The organism is Leifsonia sp. McL0607 (assembly GCF_049993355.1).
Lineage (GTDB): Bacteria > Actinomycetota > Actinomycetes > Actinomycetales > Microbacteriaceae > Leifsonia.
Map to the genome: position 1 here is coordinate 2,013,844 of NZ_CP188253.1, position 18,779 is coordinate 2,032,622.

Consider the following 18,779-nt stretch of genomic DNA (forward strand, 5'->3'; position numbering starts at 1 on the left):
GCGACCTCCACGTCTCGCAGACCTTCTCTGAGAAGCACCGCAGCCTCGGTCCGCTCGTCCGCGGCACCGCGGCGCGCCGTCCTCTTCGAGACGACGCCGGTCGCGTTGGCGCTCCGAGACGTCATCCCCGGCAGCGGCCGTCGGCGACGTGCGGGCCGTGGATGGTCTGCACATTCGGCCATGAAGCACCGACGAGCCTCAATAACTGAGGTATTCTCATGTGTATTGACGGGGCGGGGGCGCGCCTGGCGGCAACGGCCGGCGACCCGCCCCGTACTGACGTGGTTCGCGTGGGCTGCGGGCCCCGGTCAGCCGCATCTGACGATGCGCGAAGAGGGCAAGCAGGACCCGTTTCGGAAAAGGCGCCCGGTGGTCGGACTCGACAAGAGGCGGCGCCGGGGCGACGATAGAAGCTCTCGGCGAGGGCGGTCGAGACAGCTACCGCCCGGTGCGCCTGCCCCGGCTTTCGGCATGCTGCCCGCGCTCGAACTTGCGGACCAGCACCCGCATGGTCAACACGAACGCCACGACTCCGAGGGAGAGCCCGACGAACGTGGTCGTCCGCACCGTCGAAGTCAGCATCGGCCCCATGTCGGCGACGGTCAGCGCGACGGACGCGACGATCAGGGCGACCGCGATGATCGTCCTCTGGAACTCGCCCACCATGTCTCGTAGGAACGAGCGATCAGCGCCGTGAGCGAAGGGATGGAATTGGCGAGCGAAGGAGCCGCTGTCGACGCTGGCGGTGAGGTTCTCGATCCGGCGTGGCAGCCGCGCCACTGTACCCGCCAGTGCGGCGGCGGTGGATGTGAAGCTCTGGGTGACGGAGCGCGCCGTGACCAGCTCGCTCAGGATGCTCGGAGCGACCCGCCGAGCGGAATCGACGAGGTTGAAGTCGGGGTCGATGAGCATGAGAGTGCCCTCGAGCGTCGTGATCGTGCGGAGAGCGGCCGCGACCGCGGGCGGCACGATGATCCGGTGTCGTCGGATCAGACCGAAGAGGTCACCGAACAGCTGGCCATCGATCCGCATCGAGCGGGTGAGCGTCAGGAGTGTTCCCACTTCGCGTTCCAGCAGGTGGATGTCGACCTCGCTCGGGATCGAGCACATCGTCGAGAGAGCCTCGACGGCAGCGACCGCGTCGTCCGCGTCGACGGCGTTCAACAGGCGCGTGATCGCGATGCGGCTCTCGCGGTCCAGAATCCCGACGGCGCCGAAATCGAGCAGGATCACCTCTCCCTCGGCGCCGAGAAGGATGTTACCGGGGTGCAGATCGGCGTGGAACACGCCCTGGACGAGGATCTGATGGAGGATCAGCTCGAAGATCCGGTTGGCGAGTTCGGTCGCCTCCTCCCGCGAATAGGTCGCGAGGAGCGGAGCCGCGGCGCCGATCGGGGTGCCGTAGGCCCGTTGCATCGTCAACACGGTCGCTGACGACAACTTCGGGTACATTTCCGGAATCGTGAACGCGGCTCCCGCAGTCAGGGACGCCTTCTTGATCAGGTCTGAGTGGCGCTGTTCGGCCGCGTAATCGAGCTCGAGCGTGAGCGAGGCGACGAAGCCGTCTGCCAGCGCGGTGATGCCGAGGGACTTACCCCACTCCGTGCGGGACTCGATGCCGGCGACGGTCGAGCGGATCAGCTCGGCATCGGCGAGCACGCGTGAGCGGGCGTCGGGCCGCTGTACCTTGACCACCACCGGGGTGCCGTCGCGAAGGACGGCACCGTGCACCTGAGCGATGGAGGCGGCAGCGAGAGGCTCCTCGTCGATGTGGTGGAAGTGCTCATCGAGCGATCCGCCGAGCACCCTCTCCAGCTCGTTCCGAATGGTGCTCCATTCGGCCGCCCGCACCTGGCTCTGCAACCGCGACAGGGCTGTCACGTATTCGTCGGGCAGGAGGTCGCTGCGCGTGGAGAGCATCTGTCCGAGTTTGACGAATGTCGGACCGGCATCCTCGAGCGCCGACGCCAATGCAAGAGGTGTTCCGTTCTCGGTCGAACCTTTTCGTCGCGATCGACGGAAGAACTGGGCCAGCCCATGACGCGAGGCGATGCGCAGGATCGCCAGGGTCCTACTGAGGTGCCTGAGCGAACGCCGAACGTTTCGAAGCGCAGCCAGGGGAGTCGGGATGCTGCCGGTCGGAGCGACGACCTCCAGGAGCACGAGAGCTGCGACGCCGAGAGCGAAAGCCCACGCGAGAGCGAGCACGAAAATGGGGACAGCCTGCGGGTTTTCAAGCGTCACACCCGCTGCTGTCATGGAGGGGATGGCGAGTGCGCCCCATGTCAACTCGATCGTCACCGCGACGACGATGCTTCGCGGCCATCCGATGGGACTGCCCAGCATTCGGCGCGCGAGAAAAGCGAGGGTGAGGGGGAAAACGACGATCAAGAAGATGATCGCGGCGACTTCGATCAAGAAGTAGTAAGGAGGCATGTCGCGGTCTTTCGAGGTCCGGGTGGGTGGGCGCGCTCACAGGGCTCGACCAGTCGGACGGAAGCGCGGGCTCTCCATTTTACACGCTTTGCATTCACCTTACTACATGTGAGATTTCAGCAGTCAACAGAAGAGATAGGGATCCGTCCGGCCGGAAGGTGTACATGACGCTGTGCGGATGCCCAGGAGATCGGCCTTGTCGTCGCCTGCCTACGCTCCTATCGTGTCGTGTGTTACGGCACGGTGGTCTGAGGCGGCCTGCCTCTCCTGTGTCGGCGGGAGGTAGGAGTGCGTGATGGATGAGACCAATCAGATGATGTCGATGATGAGCGAGTCGGCCCAGGGGCCGATGGCGGGCATGGACATGGCGATGGTGCAGCGATGTATCGAGGCGTGCTCTGCGTGCGAGCAGGCGTGCACGATGTGCTCGGGATCGATGATGTCGATGGAGGGCATGTCCGGCTCCGCGATGTGCATGAACTGCGCCGAGACGTGCAACACGATGATGCGGATGATGCTGCGCCCGCTGCCGATGAACGAGCGCGACATGGCCGCGATGATGGCGATGCTGCAGGCGACTTCGGTGATGTGCCGGGCGTGCGCGGACGATTGCTCCGCGATGGGCGACAGCGCCTACGCCACGATGTGCGCTCAGGTTTGCAGGAACTGCGCGGACGCCTGCGACGCGATGACGGCGTCGATGAAACCGATGATGACCGCCTGAGGAGGACGGCGTAGGTCAGCGCTGCGCGAGGCTGACGTTGAGGAGCTCGTCGCCGAACGCGAGGACTCCGTAGAGCGCGTGCACGGCGACAGGGAAGCCCGGCGTCAGCACCTCGCGCAGGTCGTCGAAGTGCCAGCAGCGGATGGCCTCCCCACCGAGTTCGGCGAGCTCGACCCATCCGTCCGCGCGCGCTGAGACGACGAGCGCGTCGACCCAGTGCGACGGGGTCGCGATCGCCGCCCGCCGGGTGATCGGGTGGAGGGCGTACCCGTCGTCGAACATCTCCGCGCCCTGCCCGGAGGCGGCCCGGAGCAGGGCGTCCTTCGCGGTGGAACTGGGCTGACGGGTCACGATGTCCTTCTCACTGCTCTGACGGTTCGCGGTTCGACGGTGTCGCGCGAGCTGCGCGATGTGTATCGAGGATAGAGACCTCCCGAGCCGTCGTCATGCCGGCCGTCACACGGTGAAACATCCGCATCTCTCGAATCCCACCCGCGGCCTCACACGCGCCCGCCGACGCGAGCGGTCTTCGTCACGCAGGTTTCACGCGCGGCGTGGTCGGCGGAGGTCGTCGTCGGGTTCATCTCGGCAGCCGCGCCGCCAGCGGTTCGCGGACAGGTATGCCGCCCACTTGGAGTCGTGGGAGAGGGACCTCGAGGCCCCCGTGGCGCTCCGCCTCGCCTGAGTGTCACCACCCGTAAGTACCATGGGCTCGTGACCACGATCGCCGGCTCAGCTCCAGGCAAGCGCCTGACGCCGCGCGGTGCGAAGACGCGGTCGCGGATCGTCACCGCGCCAGCCGATCTGTTGTACGCCCGCGACGTCGGGGGAACCACGCTCGAAGGAAAGGCGGCCTGATGAAGGCGATAGTGGTGACCGAACGCTCCGAGGGAACGGCCGGGATCAGGCTCGCGGAGCGCCCCCAACCGGCACCGGCGATCAACGACGTCCTCGTGGAGGTCCACGCCTCCGGATATGTTCCGACCGAGGTGGACTGGCCGTCGACCTGGACCGATCGAGCGGGCCGCGGCCGGGCCCCGTCGATCCTCGGGCATGAACTGGCCGGCGTGGTCACCGCTCTCGGCTACGGCACGACCGGGCTCACGATCGGGCAGCGGGTCTTCGGGATCTCCGACTGGCACCGCGACGGCACCTTGGCGGAGTATGTGGCGGTCGAATCGCGCAACCTCGCGCCGTTGCCCGGCGACGTCGACTTCTCCGTGGGCGCGAGCCTCCCGATCTCGGGCCTCACCGCCTGGCAGGGGCTGTTCGATCATGGCCGGCTGACGTCCGGCCAGACGGTTCTCGCTCACGGTGCCGCGGGTGCAGTCGGGGCGATGGTCGTCCAACTCGCACGCGAGGCCGGCGCGTATGTCGTCGGCACGGGACGATCCGCCGACCGTCAGAAGGTGCTGGACTTCGGAGCGAACGAGTTCGTCGACCTCGATGGCGACGCGCTCGAGGACGTCGGCGGGGTCGACCTGGTGTTCGATGTCATCGGAGGCCGGATCCAGGAGAGATCCGCGAGCCTGATCCGGCCAGGCGGAACGCTGGTGACCGTCACCGGACTGGCCGGCGTGCGGCCGGAGGACGGACGGTCGATCGACTTCGTCGTGGAGTCCGTTCCCACCCAACTGGAGCAGATCGTCCAGCGGGTCCGCGACGGTCGGCTGCGGACGAACATCGGAGATGTCGCCAGCCTCGACGACGCCGCAGCCGCACTCGACCCGAAAGAGCGACGCAAGGGAAAGACGATCATTGAGATCCGCCCGTCGCGCGCGCACCGCAGCTGAACACCGCGCTGAGGAGTGTTCCGATGACGCTGTCATCCGAACAACCTCGGCTGACCTCAGCTGATGTTCCTTCAGCAGGCAGGGCTGCGGTCGCTGGTCGCCTCTCTCGCCAGCCCGTCGGCCTCCGCGACGAACGGTGCGGCGATCCGGGTAGACGGCGGTGTTCTCACGGGGCTTCTGTAGACCCCATCAGCTCCACGCGCTCGCCGATCTCGACCTCCTGGAGCTCGTCGCGGCCGGCCTCCGCCAGCCGCCGGTCGGGCTCGATCATGTGCCGGGCGAAGAAGTCGGTGAGCTCGGCTCTGGCGCTCAGCGGGAGGACGGCGGCCACGTACTGGTCGGGGCGCACGACCACCAACGCTCCGGCCGAGCCGATGCCGCGGTCGCGGTGGATGTCGCGGCCGTGGCCTGCCGAGAAGATCTGATTCGGGTCGTGGAGGCCGTACGGCACCTTCGTCGGCTTGAAGGCGGCGGGGACGTCGGCAGGCTCGACCTCGGTGTAGTCCTGCTGGTAGATCACCTTGGTGTCGAACACAGCGTCGTCGTCGCCTCCCGCCGGGGTGTACCGCACCCGCGGCGACGACGGATCGGTCGCCCACCACGCGGCGAAGTCGGCCGTCGGCGTGCCCGCGAGGGCCGGGGCGGCGGCGTCGGCGAAGACGTAGGCCCGCCAGCGGCCGTCGGCCTCGTGGAAGTGCCCGAGGTGCCGCCAGCGGTTGTCGGCGCGCCGGATGACCTCCGCGGACTTGAACCGCTTGCCGATGGGGAACCCGGGCGCGAGCTGCTGGTGCTCGGTGCCGAGCGTGATGAGCGACTCCTCGTACTGCGTCATGAAGCCGGCGGGGAACTCCATCGTCTTCACATACCAGTGCTCGAGCTCGGCCGGGTCCTCCCAATCGTCGACGGGGCGGGCCATCATGCCCGACCACTCCCTGTCGAAGTCGATGAGATTCTGAGCGATCACCTTCCGCTCGGCGGCGTAGGTGCCCAGCAGCTCCTCGGGAGCCCGGCCCTCCAGCACGGCGGCGAGCTTCCAGCCCAGGTTGAAGCCGTCCTGGATGGACACGTTCATGCCCTGCCCGGCCTTCGCCGAGTGGGTGTGGCACGCGTCGCCCATGATGAACGCGCGCGGGTGCCGGGTTCCGGTCAGCTCGGCAGGCACGTCGTCGAACCCGTCGGTGATGCGGTGCGCCACCTCGTACACCGACCACCAGGTCACGGCCTTCACGTCGAGCGTGTAGGGGTGCAGGATGCGGTTGGCCGTGGCGATCATGTCCTCGATCGGAGTGGCGCGCACGGCGCCGGGGTTCGCCTCGTCGACCTCCCCCAGGTCGACGTACATGCGCGCCAGGTAGCCGCCCTCGCGCGGGATGAGCAGGATGTTGCCCGCGTCATGCGACTGGATCGAGCACTTCACCTGGATGTCGGGGAAGTCGGTGTTCGCGAGGATGTCCATGACGCCCCAGGCGTGCATCGACGCGTCGCCGTGGAGGCGGTGGCCGAGCGAGCTGCGCACGCTGCTGCGGGCGCCGTCGCCGCCGACCAGGTACTTGGCCCGTACGACCCGCTCCTCGCCCGAGCGCGGTCCGGCGCAGTGACGGACGCGCGCGGTGACCGGGTAGTCCGCCTCGGGGTCGATCTCGCAGTCGACGAACTCGACGCCGTAGTCGGGCACGATGCGGCCGGGCGCCCTCACGGCGTCGCGGAGGAAGTAGTCGAGGATGCGCGACTGGTTGACGTAGATGTGCGGGAACTCGCTGATCCCCGTGGCGTCGTCGGGGGCGCGGGAGGCCCGCACGATGCGCGACGGGTCGGCGGGGTCCGGCTTCCAGAAGCACATCTCGACGTTGCGGTAGGCCTCCTCGACGACCTCGCCGGCGAAGCCGAACGCCTGGAAGGTCTCGACCGAGCGTGCCTGGATGCCGTCGGCTTGGCCGACCTCCAGCCGCCCCGGACGCTTCTCGATGGCCCGGGCGTTGATGGAGGGGAAACGCGACAGCTGCGCCGCGACCACCGCGGCGGCCGGGCCGGTGCCGACGATGAGGACGTCCATCTCGTCCGGCAGTTCGCCGGGGCGATCGACGCCGTGACCGGCGGCCGGCTTGACGCGGGGATCGCCGGACTCGTAGCCGCGGTAGTGGATCTGCACGCTCATTCCTCCTCGAATGACGACCGTTGTGCCCGGAGAATTGCGTCTCTATAGTTGGAACATTGATCTAATAATCGCTACAAGGCTAACTCGTCGCCTGTAGCGCGGCAACAGGGAGGTCGCGATGGCGCAGCAGGGCACCACCGCGGCGAGCGTGGCGGACGGGGGATCGCAGACGCTGGCGCGCGGCCTGACCGTCCTCGCCCTGATCGGGGAGTCGCCGACGCCGCTCACCGTCGCCGACCTGTCGGCCCGGATGGGCCTCCACCGCTCGATGGTCTACCGGCTGGTGCGCACGCTCGAATCCCACGGTTTCGTGGTCCGCGCGCCGTCCGGCGAGCTGGAGCTGGGCGTGCGGCTGGTGGCCCTCGCCCGCAATGTCGCGCGCGCCCTCCACATCGCCGCGGCGCCGGCGCTGGCTGAGCTGGCCGACGGCCTCGGCATGACGGCGTTCGTCGTGGCGTTCGACGGGGAGGCCGCCGTGACCCTCTCGACCGCCGAGCCCCGCGGGGTCGACGCGACGGTGGCGCAACGGCCGGGCAGCCGGCACTCGATCGACCGGGGAGCGCCTGGCCGGGTCATCCGGTCGCAGCTCGACCCGGTGGCGCATCCGCCGCGGGCATACGAGGTCAGCAGCGACGAGATCATCCCGGGCCTGTCCTCCGTCGCGGTCCCGCTGCGGGTGCCCGACGGGACGCCGTCGTCGCTCGCGGTGGTCTACATTACGCACGGGTACGAGGTCGGCGCGATCGCGGCGACCCTGACGGCCGCCGCCGAACGGATCGTGCGTGCGCTGCGGTGACGGGCTGCGCGGACAACGCGAAGGGCGCCCACTCAGTGAAGAGTGAGGCGCCTTGGTGTTCGACTGCTGGGATCAGCGGGTCGCGACCGTCAGCACGGCCTCGGTGAACTTGCCGGAGGGCTCCCAGGCGGTGATCGTTCCACCGTTGGGGCCGACCTTCACGCCGGCGAGGGAGACGGCGCGGCCAATGTTGACCAGGCCGCTCACCGGGCCGGTGACGTCACCGGTGTACGTGAAGTACAGGCGCGTCGGGTTGGTGGCCCCCAGGCCGACATTCGCCTGGACGCGGGCCGAGAACGTCGAATTGGGCGCAACCGTCAGCTTCGTGGCATCCCAGGTGAGCGTGCTCGGAGCGGCAACTGCGGCCCCACCGATGGTGACGCTGGTCGTGCTCGAGACGCCGTTGCTGGTCGCGGTGACGTTGACCGTGCCGGCCTTCTTCCCGACCAGGATGTTCTTGGCGTTGAATACGCCGGACGCGTCGGTCTTCGAGGTGATCGACTGGGACGCGGCGCCGAACACAGCGATCGCGGTCGCGTCGACGGTCAGGGTGACCGACTCGCCGGCGGCCGGGGTGCCGTTGCTGGTGACCGTCACAGAGAGGGACGTCTTGTCGCCGATGTTCGCGGTGGCTGGGGCGGACACGGAGACGGTCGGGTTGGCGACGGCCGCGTTGGCGGGCGCCGCACCGGCGAAGACGAGGGCCGGGACGGCCAGGGCTGCGGCGGTGAGGGCTGCGCGGGACTTGAGGCGCTTGGTGGGCTCCATATTGGATCCTTTCAGTGGTGCAATAAATACCAGAGTGGGATCTTACATCACTTCGGCTCAAGCGATTCCTGAATCGTTCGGATGACCGAGCCGAGCACGCCGGAGGCGAGGAGCCCGGGGCCCAGCGGGCCGGCGCGGTCCTCGCCCAGGCGCGGCAGCCGGCTGAGCGCTGCGCGGACCTCGCCGGACATCCGATTCAGCTGCCAGCGGACCTCATGATCGAGCGCGCGCGGGTCGTCCGGCGCCGCGAGAGCCGCAGCTTTCGCCGCATACGCGGCCGCGCCCAGCGCGTGAGCGCCCAGGTGCGCGACGGCCGCAGCCTGCGCCGCCGAGCGCGCAGCGGCCACCGCACCGGGGCTCGTCGCCGCGGCGGCGGCGCGGCCGGCGACGAAACGGCGCCGGATCTCGTCGGAGGCGCCGAGCTCGCCGCGCGCGTAGGCGCGTGCCCGCGCGATCGCCTCCCGGGGTCGGAGGTCGTCCGGTGCCTCCGCCTCGAAGAGCGCGAGGACGCGCTCCGCGCAGTCGGCCGCCCATTCGGCGACCGCGCGACGGTCCGGGTCATCGAGCGCTTGCGGCGAGGTCACGTCTTCAGCGTCCCACGAGGCTTGAGACGACGGCGAGGATCATCGACGTCACATCCTGCGTCCGCGCGCGGACGCACGGGAGCGTCGACATGCCGATCGCTCCGGCGGTCGCCAGTGGTAGCGCGATGTCCGGCCTGGTCATGACCGCCGCCCGCTACGACTTCTCCGCTTGGCCGGCGCCGCTCTGACCGTCGCGCTCATCTCCCGGTCGCCGCGGAGGAGGTCGCCGACGGGATGAGCACGCGCAGTTCACTGCCACCACCCAGCACACGCCGGATCGGCCGCCCCGAAGTTGAGCGGAACGGCCGGATCGCGGGATGAAGCTGGCCGCGATGTACGGGATGATATACGATCCTCACGAGGCGATCGGCCCTCCTCCTTGCGACGTCGAAGGGAGCCATCGGTGCTCGACAGCCCGACCATCCAGTCCATCGCGGACGAGCTCGCGACGGCCGAGAGGGACCGTACGACCGTCCCGCTGCTGACTGCCCGCCACCCCGGCATGACGGTGGAGGACTCGTACGCCGTGCAGCGCGTCTGGGTCGAACGCGGTCTCGCGGCCGGGCGCCGGCTCGTCGGCCGCAAGATCGGCCTGACCTCCAAAGTCATGCAGCAGGCGACCGGGATCACCGAACCCGACTACGGCGCGATCTTCGCCGACATGGTCCACGAGACCGGCTCCGTCATCCCGTTCGATCAGTACTCGAACGTACGCATCGAGGTCGAGCTCGCCTTCGTGCTGGCCTCCCCCCTCCAAGGCCCCGATGTCACCCTGTTCGACGTGCTGGACGCTACGAGATACGTGGTGCCGGCGCTCGAGATCCTGTCGTCGCGCATCGAGCTGCAGGGCCGCACTATCGTAGACACGATCTCCGACAACGCCGCGATGGGCGGCATGGTCGTCGGCGGGAGGCCGGTCGCGGTCGACGCCGTCGACCTGCGCTGGGTCGGTGCCCTGCTCTATCGCAACGAAACCGTCGAGGAGTCCGGCGTCGCCGCCGCTGTGCTCGACCACCCGGCCGCCGGTGTCGCCTGGCTCGCGAACAAACTCGCGCAGCACGGCACCCGCCTGGAGGCGGGGGACATCGTCCTCGCCGGCTCGTTCACCCGCCCGGTGTGGGTGGAGCGTGGCGACACCATCCACGCCGACTACGGAACGTTGGGAGCCGTCACATGCCGATTCAACTGACCCCGACGCCGACGTTCGCCGACCGCCTCCGGGAGGCCGATCGCACGCTGTACGGGATGTGGTCGTGCGGCGGCAGCGCGCTGGTGGCCGAGATCTGCGCCGGCAGCGGCCTGGACCTCCTGCTCATCGACGGCGAGCACTCGCCGGTGGGGCTGGAGTCGACCCTCGCCCAGCTGCAAGCGGTCGCCGCCTACCCCGTGACCCCGGTGGTGCGGGCGCCGATCGGCGATGCCGTCGTCCTCAAGCAGCTGCTTGACCTCGGGGCGCAGAACATCCTCGTGCCGATGGTCGACAGCGTCGAGCAGGCGGAGGCGATGGTGCGCGCCGTGCGCTACCCGCCGCTCGGCGTGCGCGGCGTCGGCAGCGCGCTCGCCCGATCGTCGCGCTGGAACCGCATCCCGGACTACCTGGCCCGCGCTCACGATCTGGTGTCGTTGACCGTGCAGATCGAGACGGCGGAGGCGCTCGCCGGGGCGCGGGAGATCGCCGCGGTCGAGGGCGTCGACGCGTTGCTGGTCGGGCCGGCCGACTTGGCGGCCTCCCTCGGCCTGCTCGGGCAGCAGAACCATCCGGACGTCGTCGCGGCGGTCGAGCGCGTGATCCGTGCCGGGCGCGAGGCCGGCACCCCGGTCGGCGTCAACGCGTTCGACCCCGCGACCGCCGACCGGTACGCCCAGGCGGGAGCGGCCTTCCTGCTCGTCGGGTCGGACGTGACGCTGGTGGCTCGCGCGTCGGAGGCGCTCGCCGATCGGTTCGTCGGCTACTGATGCGGGCCGTTCGCAACTCCGGAGGTCCGCTGTCGGGCGCGGCGTGTCGCTCCGCAACTACGGACATTGCGGGGGTGTCCGCCGGATTCTCCGGAGTTACGGGCACCGGGGTCTGTTGGGCCGCGCTGTCTGTACGTCCGGAGGTCGGGGGCACGGTGGGTGGGAACTCCGGAGTTACGGAGGTTTGCCCGGCGTGTCGGATGGGGAATCCGGATCTGCGGTCGGCCCCCGGCGGCGGAATCGCGGGCACCTTGCCCCACCTCGATAGATCGTATACAATCTCGAATACGTTCAACACATCCCCGACGACGAGGAGCCTGCACCCGTGAGCGACATCGGCCGGCCAGGCAAGATCATCGCGGTGCACCTGAACTACCGATCGCGTGCCGCTCAGCGCGGCCGCACGCCCACGCAGCCCTCGTACTTCTTCAAGCCGGCATCGTCGGTCGCCGCGACGGGGGGCGAGCTGGAACGCCCTGCCGGCACCGAGCTGCTCGCCTTCGAGGGCGAGATCGCGCTGATCATCGGCCGTCCCACCCGCCGGGTCGCTCCGGAGGACGGCTGGGCCGCCGTCTCGGGCGTGACCGCGGCCGACGACTTCGGCCTCTACGACCTGCGGGCGGCCGACCGCGGCTCCAACGTCCGCTCGAAGGGCGGCGACGGCTTCACACCGTTGGGACCTGCGATCATCCCGGCCGCGTCCGTCGCGCCCGATGCCCTGCGTGTACGCACCTGGCTGAACGGCGAGCTCGTGCAGGAGGGCACGACGGACGACCTGCTCTTCCCATTCGGGCAGCTGGTCGCCGACCTCTCCCAGCTGATGACCCTGGAGCCAGGCGACGTCATCCTCACCGGCACCCCGGCCGGCTCGTCGGTCACGCAGCCCGGCGACGTGGTCGAGGTGGAGGTGGACGCACCGACCGCGCCTGGCGCGCCGACCTCCGGCCGCCTGGTCACCCGCATCACCGAGGGCACCGTCGCGTTCGGTGACTTCGGAACCAAGCCGAGTGTCGACGACCTGCAGCGGGCGGAAGCGTGGGCGCGGTCGAGCTCAGGGGCAGCGCGGAGCGATGCCGCGACCCCAGCGCCGAGGGAGCCTGCGACTGAGGACACCGCCACCCCAGCGCCGAGGGAGCCTGCGACCGCGGTTGAGAAGTCGCGCTTCGTGTTGACCGACGACCTCCGCGCCAAGCTCGCGAGCGTCGCCACCGCGACCCTCAGCTCTCAGCTTCGCAAGCGCGGCCTGAACAACGTGAGCATCGATGGCCTGACCTCCACGCGCCCCGACACCAAGGTGATCGGCACGGCGCGCACGCTGCGCTTCGTCCCCAATCGCGAGGATCTGTTCGCGGCTCACGGCGGCGGCTACAACGCCCAGAAGCGCGCGTTCGACTCCGTCGGTGAGGGCGAGGTGCTCGTCATCGAGGCCAGGGGCGAGCGCGGCAGCGGCACCGTGGGCGACGTGCTTGCCCTGCGCGCGCAGGTCAACGGCGCCGCCGGCATCGTGACCGACGGCGGAGTGCGCGACCTCGCGGTCGTCGCCGCCCTCGACATCCCGACCTACTCGGCCGGACCGCACCCCGCGGTGCTCGGCCGCAAGCACGTGCCGTGGGACACCGACCTCACGATCGCCTGCGGGGGCGCTGTCGTGCAGCCCGGCGACGTGATCGTGGGCGACGCCGACGGCCTGCTCGTCATCCCGCCCTCCCTCGTCGAGGAGGTCGTGGCCGACGCGATCGAGCAGGAGGGCGAGGAGGTGTTCATCGCCGAGATGGTCGCCGCCGGCGAGCGCGTCGAGGGACTGTTCCCGATGAACGCCGCGTGGAAGGAGAGGTACGCCGCATGGCTGACGCAGCGCTGAAGCCTGCCACAGCGCTGAAGCCTGACACAACGCTGAAGTCGGTCGCGCCGAGCAAATCGCAGCTCGCCTACGCGTTCATCCGCGAGCGGATCGAGGACGGCCGCTACGTCTCGGGCTACCGGCTGGTGCTCGGGTCGATCGCGGGCGAACTCGGCATCAGCGTCGTGCCGGTGCGCGAGGCGATCCGGCGGCTGGAGGCCGAGGGGCTCGTGACGTTCGAGAAGAACGTCGGGGCTCAGGTCGCCTTCCTGCACCCCACCGAGTACACGTACACGATGGAGACGCTCGCGCTCGTCGAGGGCGCGGCCACACAGCTGTCCGCTCCACGTCTCACCGCCGAGCACTTCCGTCGCGCACGCCAGGTCAACGACGCGATGATCGCGAGCCTCGACGTCTTCGACCCGCACCGCTTCACGCTGCTCAATCAGGAGTTCCACTGGGTGCTGTACGAGGAGTGCCCGAACCCGCACATCCTCGACCTCGTGCACCGGGGCTGGAACCGGCTCGCCGTCCTCCGCGATTCCGTCTTCGGCTTCGTGCCGGGTCGCGCCCGCGAGTCGGTCGCCGAGCACGAGCACATCGTCTCCCTCATCGAGTCGGGCGCCGAGCCGCTCGAGATCGAGCTCGCCGCCCGCCGGCATCGGCTGGCCACACTGGACGCCTTCCATGCCTATCAGCGCAGTCATGCGTATCAGGACGAGCACGCCCGCCACTGACCCACCGACGCCCAGACCCATTCTTCAGAGACAAGGAGGCCGCGCATGGCGCAGCACTACGTTCCCGAGAACCTCCCCGCGACCATCCAGCACTTCATCGATGGGGCGTTCGTGGACAGTGTCTCCGGCGCGACCTTCGACGTGCTCGATCCGGTGTCCAACCGGACCTATGTGCAGGCCGCCGCCGGGCAGAAGGAGGACATCGACCTCGCTGTCGTCGCCGCCACCCGTGCCTTCAGGCAGGGTCCGTGGCCGCGGATGAAGCCGCGCGAGCGCGCCCGCGTGCTGAACCGCATCGCCGACGCCGTGGAGGCCCAGGACGCCCGGCTCGCCGAACTCGAGACCTTCGACACCGGCCTCCCGATCACGCAGGCGCTCGGTCAGGCCCGTCGGGCCGCGGAGAACTTCCGGTTCTTCGCCGACCTCATCGTCGCCCAGGCCGACGACGCCTACAAGGTGCCGGGCAGCCAACTCAACTACGTCAACCGCAAGCCGATCGGCGTCGCCGGTCTGATCACGCCGTGGAACACGCCGTTCATGCTGGAGAGCTGGAAGCTCGCCCCCGCACTCGCGACCGGCAACACGGTCGTGCTCAAGCCGGCCGAGTTCACGCCGCTGTCGGCGAGCCTGTGGGCTGAGATCTTCCGCGAGGCGGGCGTGCCCGACGGTGTCTTCAACCTGGTCAACGGTCTGGGCGAGGAGGCCGGCGACGCGCTCGTGAAGCACCCGGACGTGCCACTCATCTCGTTCACCGGCGAGAGCCGCACCGGGCAACTCATCTTCGCCAACGCGGCCCCGTTCCTGAAGGGCCTGTCGATGGAGCTCGGCGGCAAGTCGCCGGTTGTCGTTTTCGCCGACGCCGACCTCGACGCCGCGATCGACTCGACCCTGTTCGGCGTCTTCTCATTGAACGGCGAGCGCTGCACCGCCGGGTCGCGCATCCTCGTCGAGCGGGCGATCTACGACGAGTTCTGCGAGCGCTACGCCGCCCGCGCGAAGAACATCGTGGTCGGCGACCCGCACGACCCGACGACCGAGGTCGGCGCGCTGGTGCACCCGGAGCACTTCGACAAGGTCATGAGCTATGTCGAGATCGGCATGGGGGAGGGCCGCCTTCTGGCCGGAGGCGGCCGCCCGGAGGGTCTCGAGCACGGCAACTACGTGGCGCCGACCGTGTTCGCCGATGTGAAGCCCGACGCGCGGATCTTCCAGGAGGAGATCTTCGGCCCGGTCGTCGCGATCACCCCGTTCGACTCCGACGCGGAGGCGCTCGAGCTCGCCAACGGCGTCCGTTACGGGCTCGCCGCGTACCTCTGGACCAACGATCTGGAGCGCGCGCACACCTTCGCCCACAACGTGGAGGCCGGGATGGTGTGGCTCAACTCGCACAACGTCCGCGACCTCCGCACCCCGTTCGGCGGCGTGAAGGCCTCCGGCCTCGGGCACGAAGGCGGCTACCGCTCCATCGACTTCTACACCGACCAGCAGGCTGTTCACATCACGCTCGGCCCTGTCCACACCACCCGGTTCGGCGCCGACTGACGCCTCCGATCCACCCAGACCGCACTCCACCCAGACCGCACTCGACCCAGGCCGCACTCGACCCAGGCCGCACTCGACCCAGGCCGCACTCGACCCAGGCCGCACTCGACCCAGACCGCACTCCACCCAGACCGCACTCCACCCAGACCGCACTCAACGCAGAGGAAGCGCAGCACCATGAGCATCACCCCCGACAGCCCGGAGCCCGTGGTCGGGCTGACCGACCCCATCCCCGCACCAACCGACCGCATCCCGACCCCAGAGGCCGCGCCGCCTGACATCGTGCGCTGCGCGTACATGGAGATCGTGGTCACCGACCTCGCGGCGAGCCGCAACTTCTACGTGAACGTGCTCGACTTAGTCGTGACCGAGGAGGACGAGAACGCCGTCTACCTGAGGTCGTTGGAGGAGTTCATCCACCACAATCTGGTGCTGCGCAAAGGGCCGGTGGCTGCGGTCGCGGCTTTCGCCTACCGGGTCCGCACGCCGGAAGACCTCGACCGCGCCGTCGAGTTCTACACCGAGCTCGGCTGCCGCGTCGAGCGTCGCGCCGAGGGCTTCACCAAGGGCGTCGGCGACAGCGTCCGCGTGGAGGATCCGCTCGGTTTCCCGTACGAGTTCTTCTACGAGGTCGAGCACGTCGAGCGGCTGGCCTGGCGCTACGACCTCCACACCCCGGGCGCTCTCGTGCGGCTCGACCACTTCAACCAGGTCACCCCCGACGTGCCGCGCGCCGTCGCGTACATGGAGGACCTCGGCTTCCGCGTCACGGAGGACATCCAGGACGAGGCAGGTACCACGTACGCCGCGTGGATGCGCCGCAAGCCGACCGTGCACGACACCGCCCTGACCGGTGGCGACGGGCCGCGCATGCACCACATCGCGTTCGCCACGCACGAGAAGCACAACATCATCGCCATCTGCGACAAGCTGGGCGCCCTCCGCCTGAGCGACGTCATCGAGCGCGGCCCCGGCCGGCACGGGGTCTCCAACGCGTTCTACCTCTACGTGCGCGACCCCGACGGCCACCGGGTCGAGATCTACACGCAGGACTACTACACAGGTGACCCGGACAACCCGGTCGTCACCTGGGACGTTCACGACAACCAGCGCCGCGACTGGTGGGGCAACCCGGTCGTGCCCTCCTGGTACACCGACGCCTCCCTCGTGCTGGATCTCGACGGCAACCCGCAGCCGCTCACCACGCGCACCGACGACTCCGAGCTGGAGGTCACCATCGGCGCCGACGGCTTCTCGTACACCCGCAAGGACGAGGAGGCCAGAGGCTTCAAGCTCGGCGCGCAGGTCTGATCGGCTTCCCCATCGCCGAAGGGCACGTTAACGCCGCTAAAACTGCGTTTTGGGGGCGTTAACGTGCCCCTCGGTCACTTGTCGGTGGTCGGGAGGTGCCGGCTGCGGTGGAGCTCGTACGACCGTGTCGGGGCCTCCGGGTCGGCTCCGTCGGCGATCGGGCGGTCGGCCATGAATCGCTTGATCAGCCGGGCGAGCTCATCGGGCTCACTGAAGTTGATCGCGTGCGCGGCGCCCTCGAGCCGGACGATCAGCACGTGGTTGTCCGTCTCCGCCGCGATCGCGCGCACCCGCTCCGGATCGGGCATCAACGGATCGCGGTCGCCGATCACGACCAGCGTCGGAACACTCAACTCCAGCAGCCGTTCGAGCGACGGGTAGTTGGTGAGCGCGTCGAACATGATGATCGTGCTCGGGATGCCGAACCGGAGGTAGTCGGGCACCGCGACCCGGGCCAACCGCATGGGCTCGCGCCCGCCGTCGCGCGCGAGCTGCATCACCGCCCGCGTCATCGGACGGTTGAAGGCGCCGCCCGCCGGCGACACCAGCACGGCCCGCTCGATCCGATCGGGGTAGTGGTGCGCGAACTCCAGGATCACCGGGCAGCCCATCGAATTGCCCACGAGAGTCGCTCGTTCGACGCCGCGATCGTCGAGGAACCGCACTGCCGCGTGGGCCAGGTCGGGCACGTCGAGTCCGCGCGGCGAGCCGCCGCTGCGACCGAAACCGGGGAGGTCGGGGACGAACGTGTGGAAGGTGTCGACGAGCCGCTCGGCGGTCGGCAGCAGGTAGCGGCCCGAGAGCCCGAAGCCGTGCACGTGCATCATGACGGGCGCGTCGGGCGGGCCGGGCGCCTCCCGGTAGAAGACGTCCACGCCGTCGATGCGGGTCCAGTGCTCCGCCAGGCTCGACGCCGGACGGCGCGGAAGCCGCCGCGGTCGCCCAGGACCTTCCTCGCCGCTCACGCCCCCAGAGTGCTCCCGGGCGCCGCCCTGCGGCAAGCGCCGAGGGGCACGTAAACGTCCCTGAACGAGTGCTTCAACGGCGCTTACGTGCCCCTCGTCGATGGCGCGGCCCACGTCGACTAGCGTTCTCTGAGGGGCGTCGGCGGACGTCCCCCAGAGCCACGTGAGGAAGGTGCGTCGATGATCGCAGGGATCGAGACCGGCGGGACGAAGATCGTCTGCGGTGTCGCCGACCGGGAGAACCTGACCGAACCCACGTCGATCCGCCGGTTCCCGACGACGACGCCGGAGGAGACCCTCAGCCGCATCGCCGACTTCTTGGCAGAGGTCGGCCCCGTGGAGGCCGTCGGCATCGCCTCCTTCGGCCCGGTCGACGCCGACCCGGCGTCGCCGCACTACGGCTTCGTGACCTCCACCCCCAAGCCGGGCTGGAAGGACACCGACGTGCTCTCCGCGGTGTGTGCCGCGGCGAACGCCCCCGCGGCGTTCGTCAGCGACGTCACGGGCGCCGCGATCGGCGAGTTCCGCGCCGGCGCCGGGCGCGGAGCGCGCAACGTCGGCTACGCGACGATCGGCACCGGTGTCGGCGTCGGCCTGGTGGTCGACGGCCACCCGCTCACGGGCAACGGCTGGCCGGAGCTCGGGCACCTGCTGGTGCGCCGCCACCCGGCCGACCGCTTCGAGGGGCACTGCCCGTACCACGGCGACTGCCTGGAGGGCCTCACCGCCGGACCGGCCGTAATGGCCCGCTGGGGCGTCGACGCGTCGTCGTTCCCGGCGGAGCAGAAGGACGAGGCGTTCGACATCCTCGCCTACTACATCGCGCAGCTCGCGTGGACGACGGTGGTGACCCTCGGCCTCGACCGCCTCGTGCTCGGCGGCGGCGTGATGCTCGCGCCCGGGCTGCTCGAGCGCACCTGGCCGGCGCTGACCTCCATCGCCGGAGGCTACGGCCCGCCGCAGGTCGCGACGGGCGACCCGCGCGACCTCCTCGTCACCCCGGGGCTGGAGGGGACGTCGGGGCTGGTCGGCGCGCTCAGCCTGGCCGCCGACCTGAGCCAGATCTGAACGCGACGCTGTCGGCAACTCCGGAGGTCTCACCGGACACGCCGCTGCGGAGTCCGTCACTCCGGACATCCAGGCCGGGGAACGGAGGAACTCCGGAGTTAGTG

General features: G+C 69.5%; 17 protein-coding genes. 11 read left to right on the forward strand and 6 right to left on the reverse strand.

The window, feature by feature from the left end; translation table 11 throughout:
• Positions 1 to 438: 438 nt before the first annotated feature.
• Positions 439 to 2,436, reverse strand: coding sequence for an ABC1 kinase family protein (locus tag ACPPVW_RS09805; RefSeq protein WP_426622940.1), 1,998 nt, complete (start codon positions 2,434 to 2,436; stop codon positions 439 to 441).
• Positions 2,437 to 2,731: 295 nt separating this feature from the next.
• Here ACPPVW_RS09805 and ACPPVW_RS09810 point away from each other — a divergent pair, with 295 nt between their 5' ends.
• Positions 2,732 to 3,160: a hypothetical protein gene (locus ACPPVW_RS09810; protein ID WP_426622941.1), complete on the forward strand. Its 429-nt coding sequence runs from the start codon at positions 2,732 to 2,734 to the stop codon at positions 3,158 to 3,160.
• A gap of 15 nt (positions 3,161 to 3,175) precedes the next feature.
• Here ACPPVW_RS09810 and ACPPVW_RS09815 read toward each other — a convergent pair whose 3' ends face one another.
• On the reverse strand, positions 3,176 to 3,511 hold the full coding sequence (locus tag ACPPVW_RS09815; protein WP_426622942.1) for a hypothetical protein: 336 nt from the start codon (positions 3,509 to 3,511) through the stop codon (positions 3,176 to 3,178).
• A 363-nt stretch (positions 3,512 to 3,874) separates the two neighbouring features.
• Here ACPPVW_RS09815 and ACPPVW_RS09820 point away from each other — a divergent pair, with 363 nt between their 5' ends.
• Both ACPPVW_RS09820 and ACPPVW_RS09825 read left to right on the forward strand, forming a co-directional pair.
• Positions 3,875 to 4,018: a hypothetical protein gene (locus ACPPVW_RS09820; protein ID WP_426622943.1), complete on the forward strand. Its 144-nt coding sequence runs from the start codon at positions 3,875 to 3,877 to the stop codon at positions 4,016 to 4,018.
• 14 nt (positions 4,019 to 4,032) lie between these two features.
• Positions 4,033 to 4,953 (forward strand): NADP-dependent oxidoreductase, encoded by a 921-nt coding sequence (locus tag ACPPVW_RS09825; protein WP_426622944.1) that lies wholly within the window; start codon positions 4,033 to 4,035, stop codon positions 4,951 to 4,953.
• Between the two features lie 166 nt (positions 4,954 to 5,119).
• On the opposite strand, the gene ACPPVW_RS09830 is transcribed toward ACPPVW_RS09825, so the two are convergent.
• A complete protein-coding gene (locus ACPPVW_RS09830) occupies positions 5,120 to 7,102 on the reverse strand; it encodes an FAD-dependent monooxygenase (protein ID WP_426626280.1) in 1,983 nt (660 codons plus the stop codon).
• A 124-nt stretch (positions 7,103 to 7,226) separates the two neighbouring features.
• On the opposite strand from ACPPVW_RS09830, the gene ACPPVW_RS09835 reads away from it, so the two are divergent.
• Positions 7,227 to 7,904 carry a helix-turn-helix domain-containing protein gene (locus tag ACPPVW_RS09835; protein ID WP_426622945.1) on the forward strand — a complete coding sequence of 226 codons (678 nt, stop codon included), beginning with the start codon at positions 7,227 to 7,229 and terminating at the stop codon, positions 7,902 to 7,904.
• Positions 7,905 to 7,976: 72 nt separating this feature from the next.
• Here ACPPVW_RS09835 and ACPPVW_RS09840 read toward each other — a convergent pair whose 3' ends face one another.
• Together ACPPVW_RS09840 and ACPPVW_RS09845 are read right to left on the reverse strand one after the other, a co-directional pair.
• Entirely contained in the window at positions 7,977 to 8,672 is a 696-nt protein-coding gene (locus tag ACPPVW_RS09840; protein WP_426622946.1) for a hypothetical protein, read from the reverse strand.
• A gap of 47 nt (positions 8,673 to 8,719) precedes the next feature.
• Positions 8,720 to 9,256 (reverse strand): putative immunity protein, encoded by a 537-nt coding sequence (locus tag ACPPVW_RS09845; RefSeq protein WP_426622947.1) that lies wholly within the window; start codon positions 9,254 to 9,256, stop codon positions 8,720 to 8,722.
• Between the two features lie 403 nt (positions 9,257 to 9,659).
• On the opposite strand from ACPPVW_RS09845, the gene hpaH reads away from it, so the two are divergent.
• The 6 genes from hpaH to hpaD all read left to right on the forward strand — a co-directional run bounded on the left by hpaH (position 9,660) and on the right by hpaD (position 16,642).
• Positions 9,660 to 10,445, forward strand: a complete 786-nt coding sequence (hpaH, locus tag ACPPVW_RS09850) for a 2-oxo-hept-4-ene-1,7-dioate hydratase (RefSeq protein ID WP_426622948.1) — start codon at positions 9,660 to 9,662, stop codon at positions 10,443 to 10,445.
• Positions 10,430 to 11,212 (forward strand): HpcH/HpaI aldolase family protein, encoded by a 783-nt coding sequence (locus ACPPVW_RS09855; protein WP_426622949.1) that lies wholly within the window; start codon positions 10,430 to 10,432, stop codon positions 11,210 to 11,212. The genes hpaH and ACPPVW_RS09855 overlap by 16 nt, the downstream gene beginning before the upstream one ends.
• Before the next feature lie 325 nt (positions 11,213 to 11,537).
• On the forward strand, positions 11,538 to 13,073 hold the full coding sequence (locus ACPPVW_RS09860) for a fumarylacetoacetate hydrolase family protein (RefSeq protein WP_426622950.1): 1,536 nt from the start codon (positions 11,538 to 11,540) through the stop codon (positions 13,071 to 13,073).
• Positions 13,055 to 13,789, forward strand: a complete 735-nt coding sequence (locus ACPPVW_RS09865; RefSeq protein ID WP_426622951.1) for a GntR family transcriptional regulator — start codon at positions 13,055 to 13,057, stop codon at positions 13,787 to 13,789. The genes ACPPVW_RS09860 and ACPPVW_RS09865 overlap by 19 nt, the downstream gene beginning before the upstream one ends.
• Before the next feature lie 45 nt (positions 13,790 to 13,834).
• Positions 13,835 to 15,331: a 5-carboxymethyl-2-hydroxymuconate semialdehyde dehydrogenase gene (gene hpaE, locus ACPPVW_RS09870; protein WP_426622952.1), complete on the forward strand. Its 1,497-nt coding sequence runs from the start codon at positions 13,835 to 13,837 to the stop codon at positions 15,329 to 15,331.
• A gap of 177 nt (positions 15,332 to 15,508) precedes the next feature.
• Positions 15,509 to 16,642 carry a 3,4-dihydroxyphenylacetate 2,3-dioxygenase gene (hpaD, locus tag ACPPVW_RS09875; protein ID WP_426622953.1) on the forward strand — a complete coding sequence of 378 codons (1,134 nt, stop codon included), beginning with the start codon at positions 15,509 to 15,511 and terminating at the stop codon, positions 16,640 to 16,642.
• A gap of 74 nt (positions 16,643 to 16,716) precedes the next feature.
• Here the strand turns inward: hpaD and ACPPVW_RS09880 are convergent, their stop codons facing one another.
• A complete protein-coding gene (locus ACPPVW_RS09880; RefSeq protein WP_426622954.1) occupies positions 16,717 to 17,607 on the reverse strand; it encodes an alpha/beta fold hydrolase in 891 nt (296 codons plus the stop codon).
• Positions 17,608 to 17,787: 180 nt separating this feature from the next.
• Here ACPPVW_RS09880 and ACPPVW_RS09885 point away from each other — a divergent pair, with 180 nt between their 5' ends.
• Positions 17,788 to 18,675 carry an ROK family protein gene (locus ACPPVW_RS09885; protein WP_426622955.1) on the forward strand — a complete coding sequence of 296 codons (888 nt, stop codon included), beginning with the start codon at positions 17,788 to 17,790 and terminating at the stop codon, positions 18,673 to 18,675.
• Positions 18,676 to 18,779: the final 104 nt, after the last annotated feature.

Bases quoted from the DNA above. Each gene is read 5' to 3' on its own strand.
- ACPPVW_RS09865 (WP_426622951.1), top strand. From the start codon at position 13,055: ATGGCTGACGCAGCGCTGAAGCCTGCCACAGCGCTGAAGCCTGACACA.
- ACPPVW_RS09855 (WP_426622949.1), top strand. From the start codon at position 10,430: ATGCCGATTCAACTGACCCCGACGCCGACGTTCGCCGACCGCCTCCGG.
- ACPPVW_RS09835 (WP_426622945.1), top strand. From the start codon at position 7,227: ATGGCGCAGCAGGGCACCACCGCGGCGAGCGTGGCGGACGGGGGATCG.
- hpaE (WP_426622952.1), top strand. From the start codon at position 13,835: ATGGCGCAGCACTACGTTCCCGAGAACCTCCCCGCGACCATCCAGCAC.
- hpaD (WP_426622953.1), top strand. From the start codon at position 15,509: ATGAGCATCACCCCCGACAGCCCGGAGCCCGTGGTCGGGCTGACCGAC.
- ACPPVW_RS09805 (WP_426622940.1), bottom strand. From the start codon at position 2,436: ATGCCTCCTTACTACTTCTTGATCGAAGTCGCCGCGATCATCTTCTTG.
- ACPPVW_RS09810 (WP_426622941.1), top strand. From the start codon at position 2,732: ATGGATGAGACCAATCAGATGATGTCGATGATGAGCGAGTCGGCCCAG.
- ACPPVW_RS09840 (WP_426622946.1), bottom strand. From the start codon at position 8,672: ATGGAGCCCACCAAGCGCCTCAAGTCCCGCGCAGCCCTCACCGCCGCA.
- ACPPVW_RS09885 (WP_426622955.1), top strand. From the start codon at position 17,788: ATGATCGCAGGGATCGAGACCGGCGGGACGAAGATCGTCTGCGGTGTC.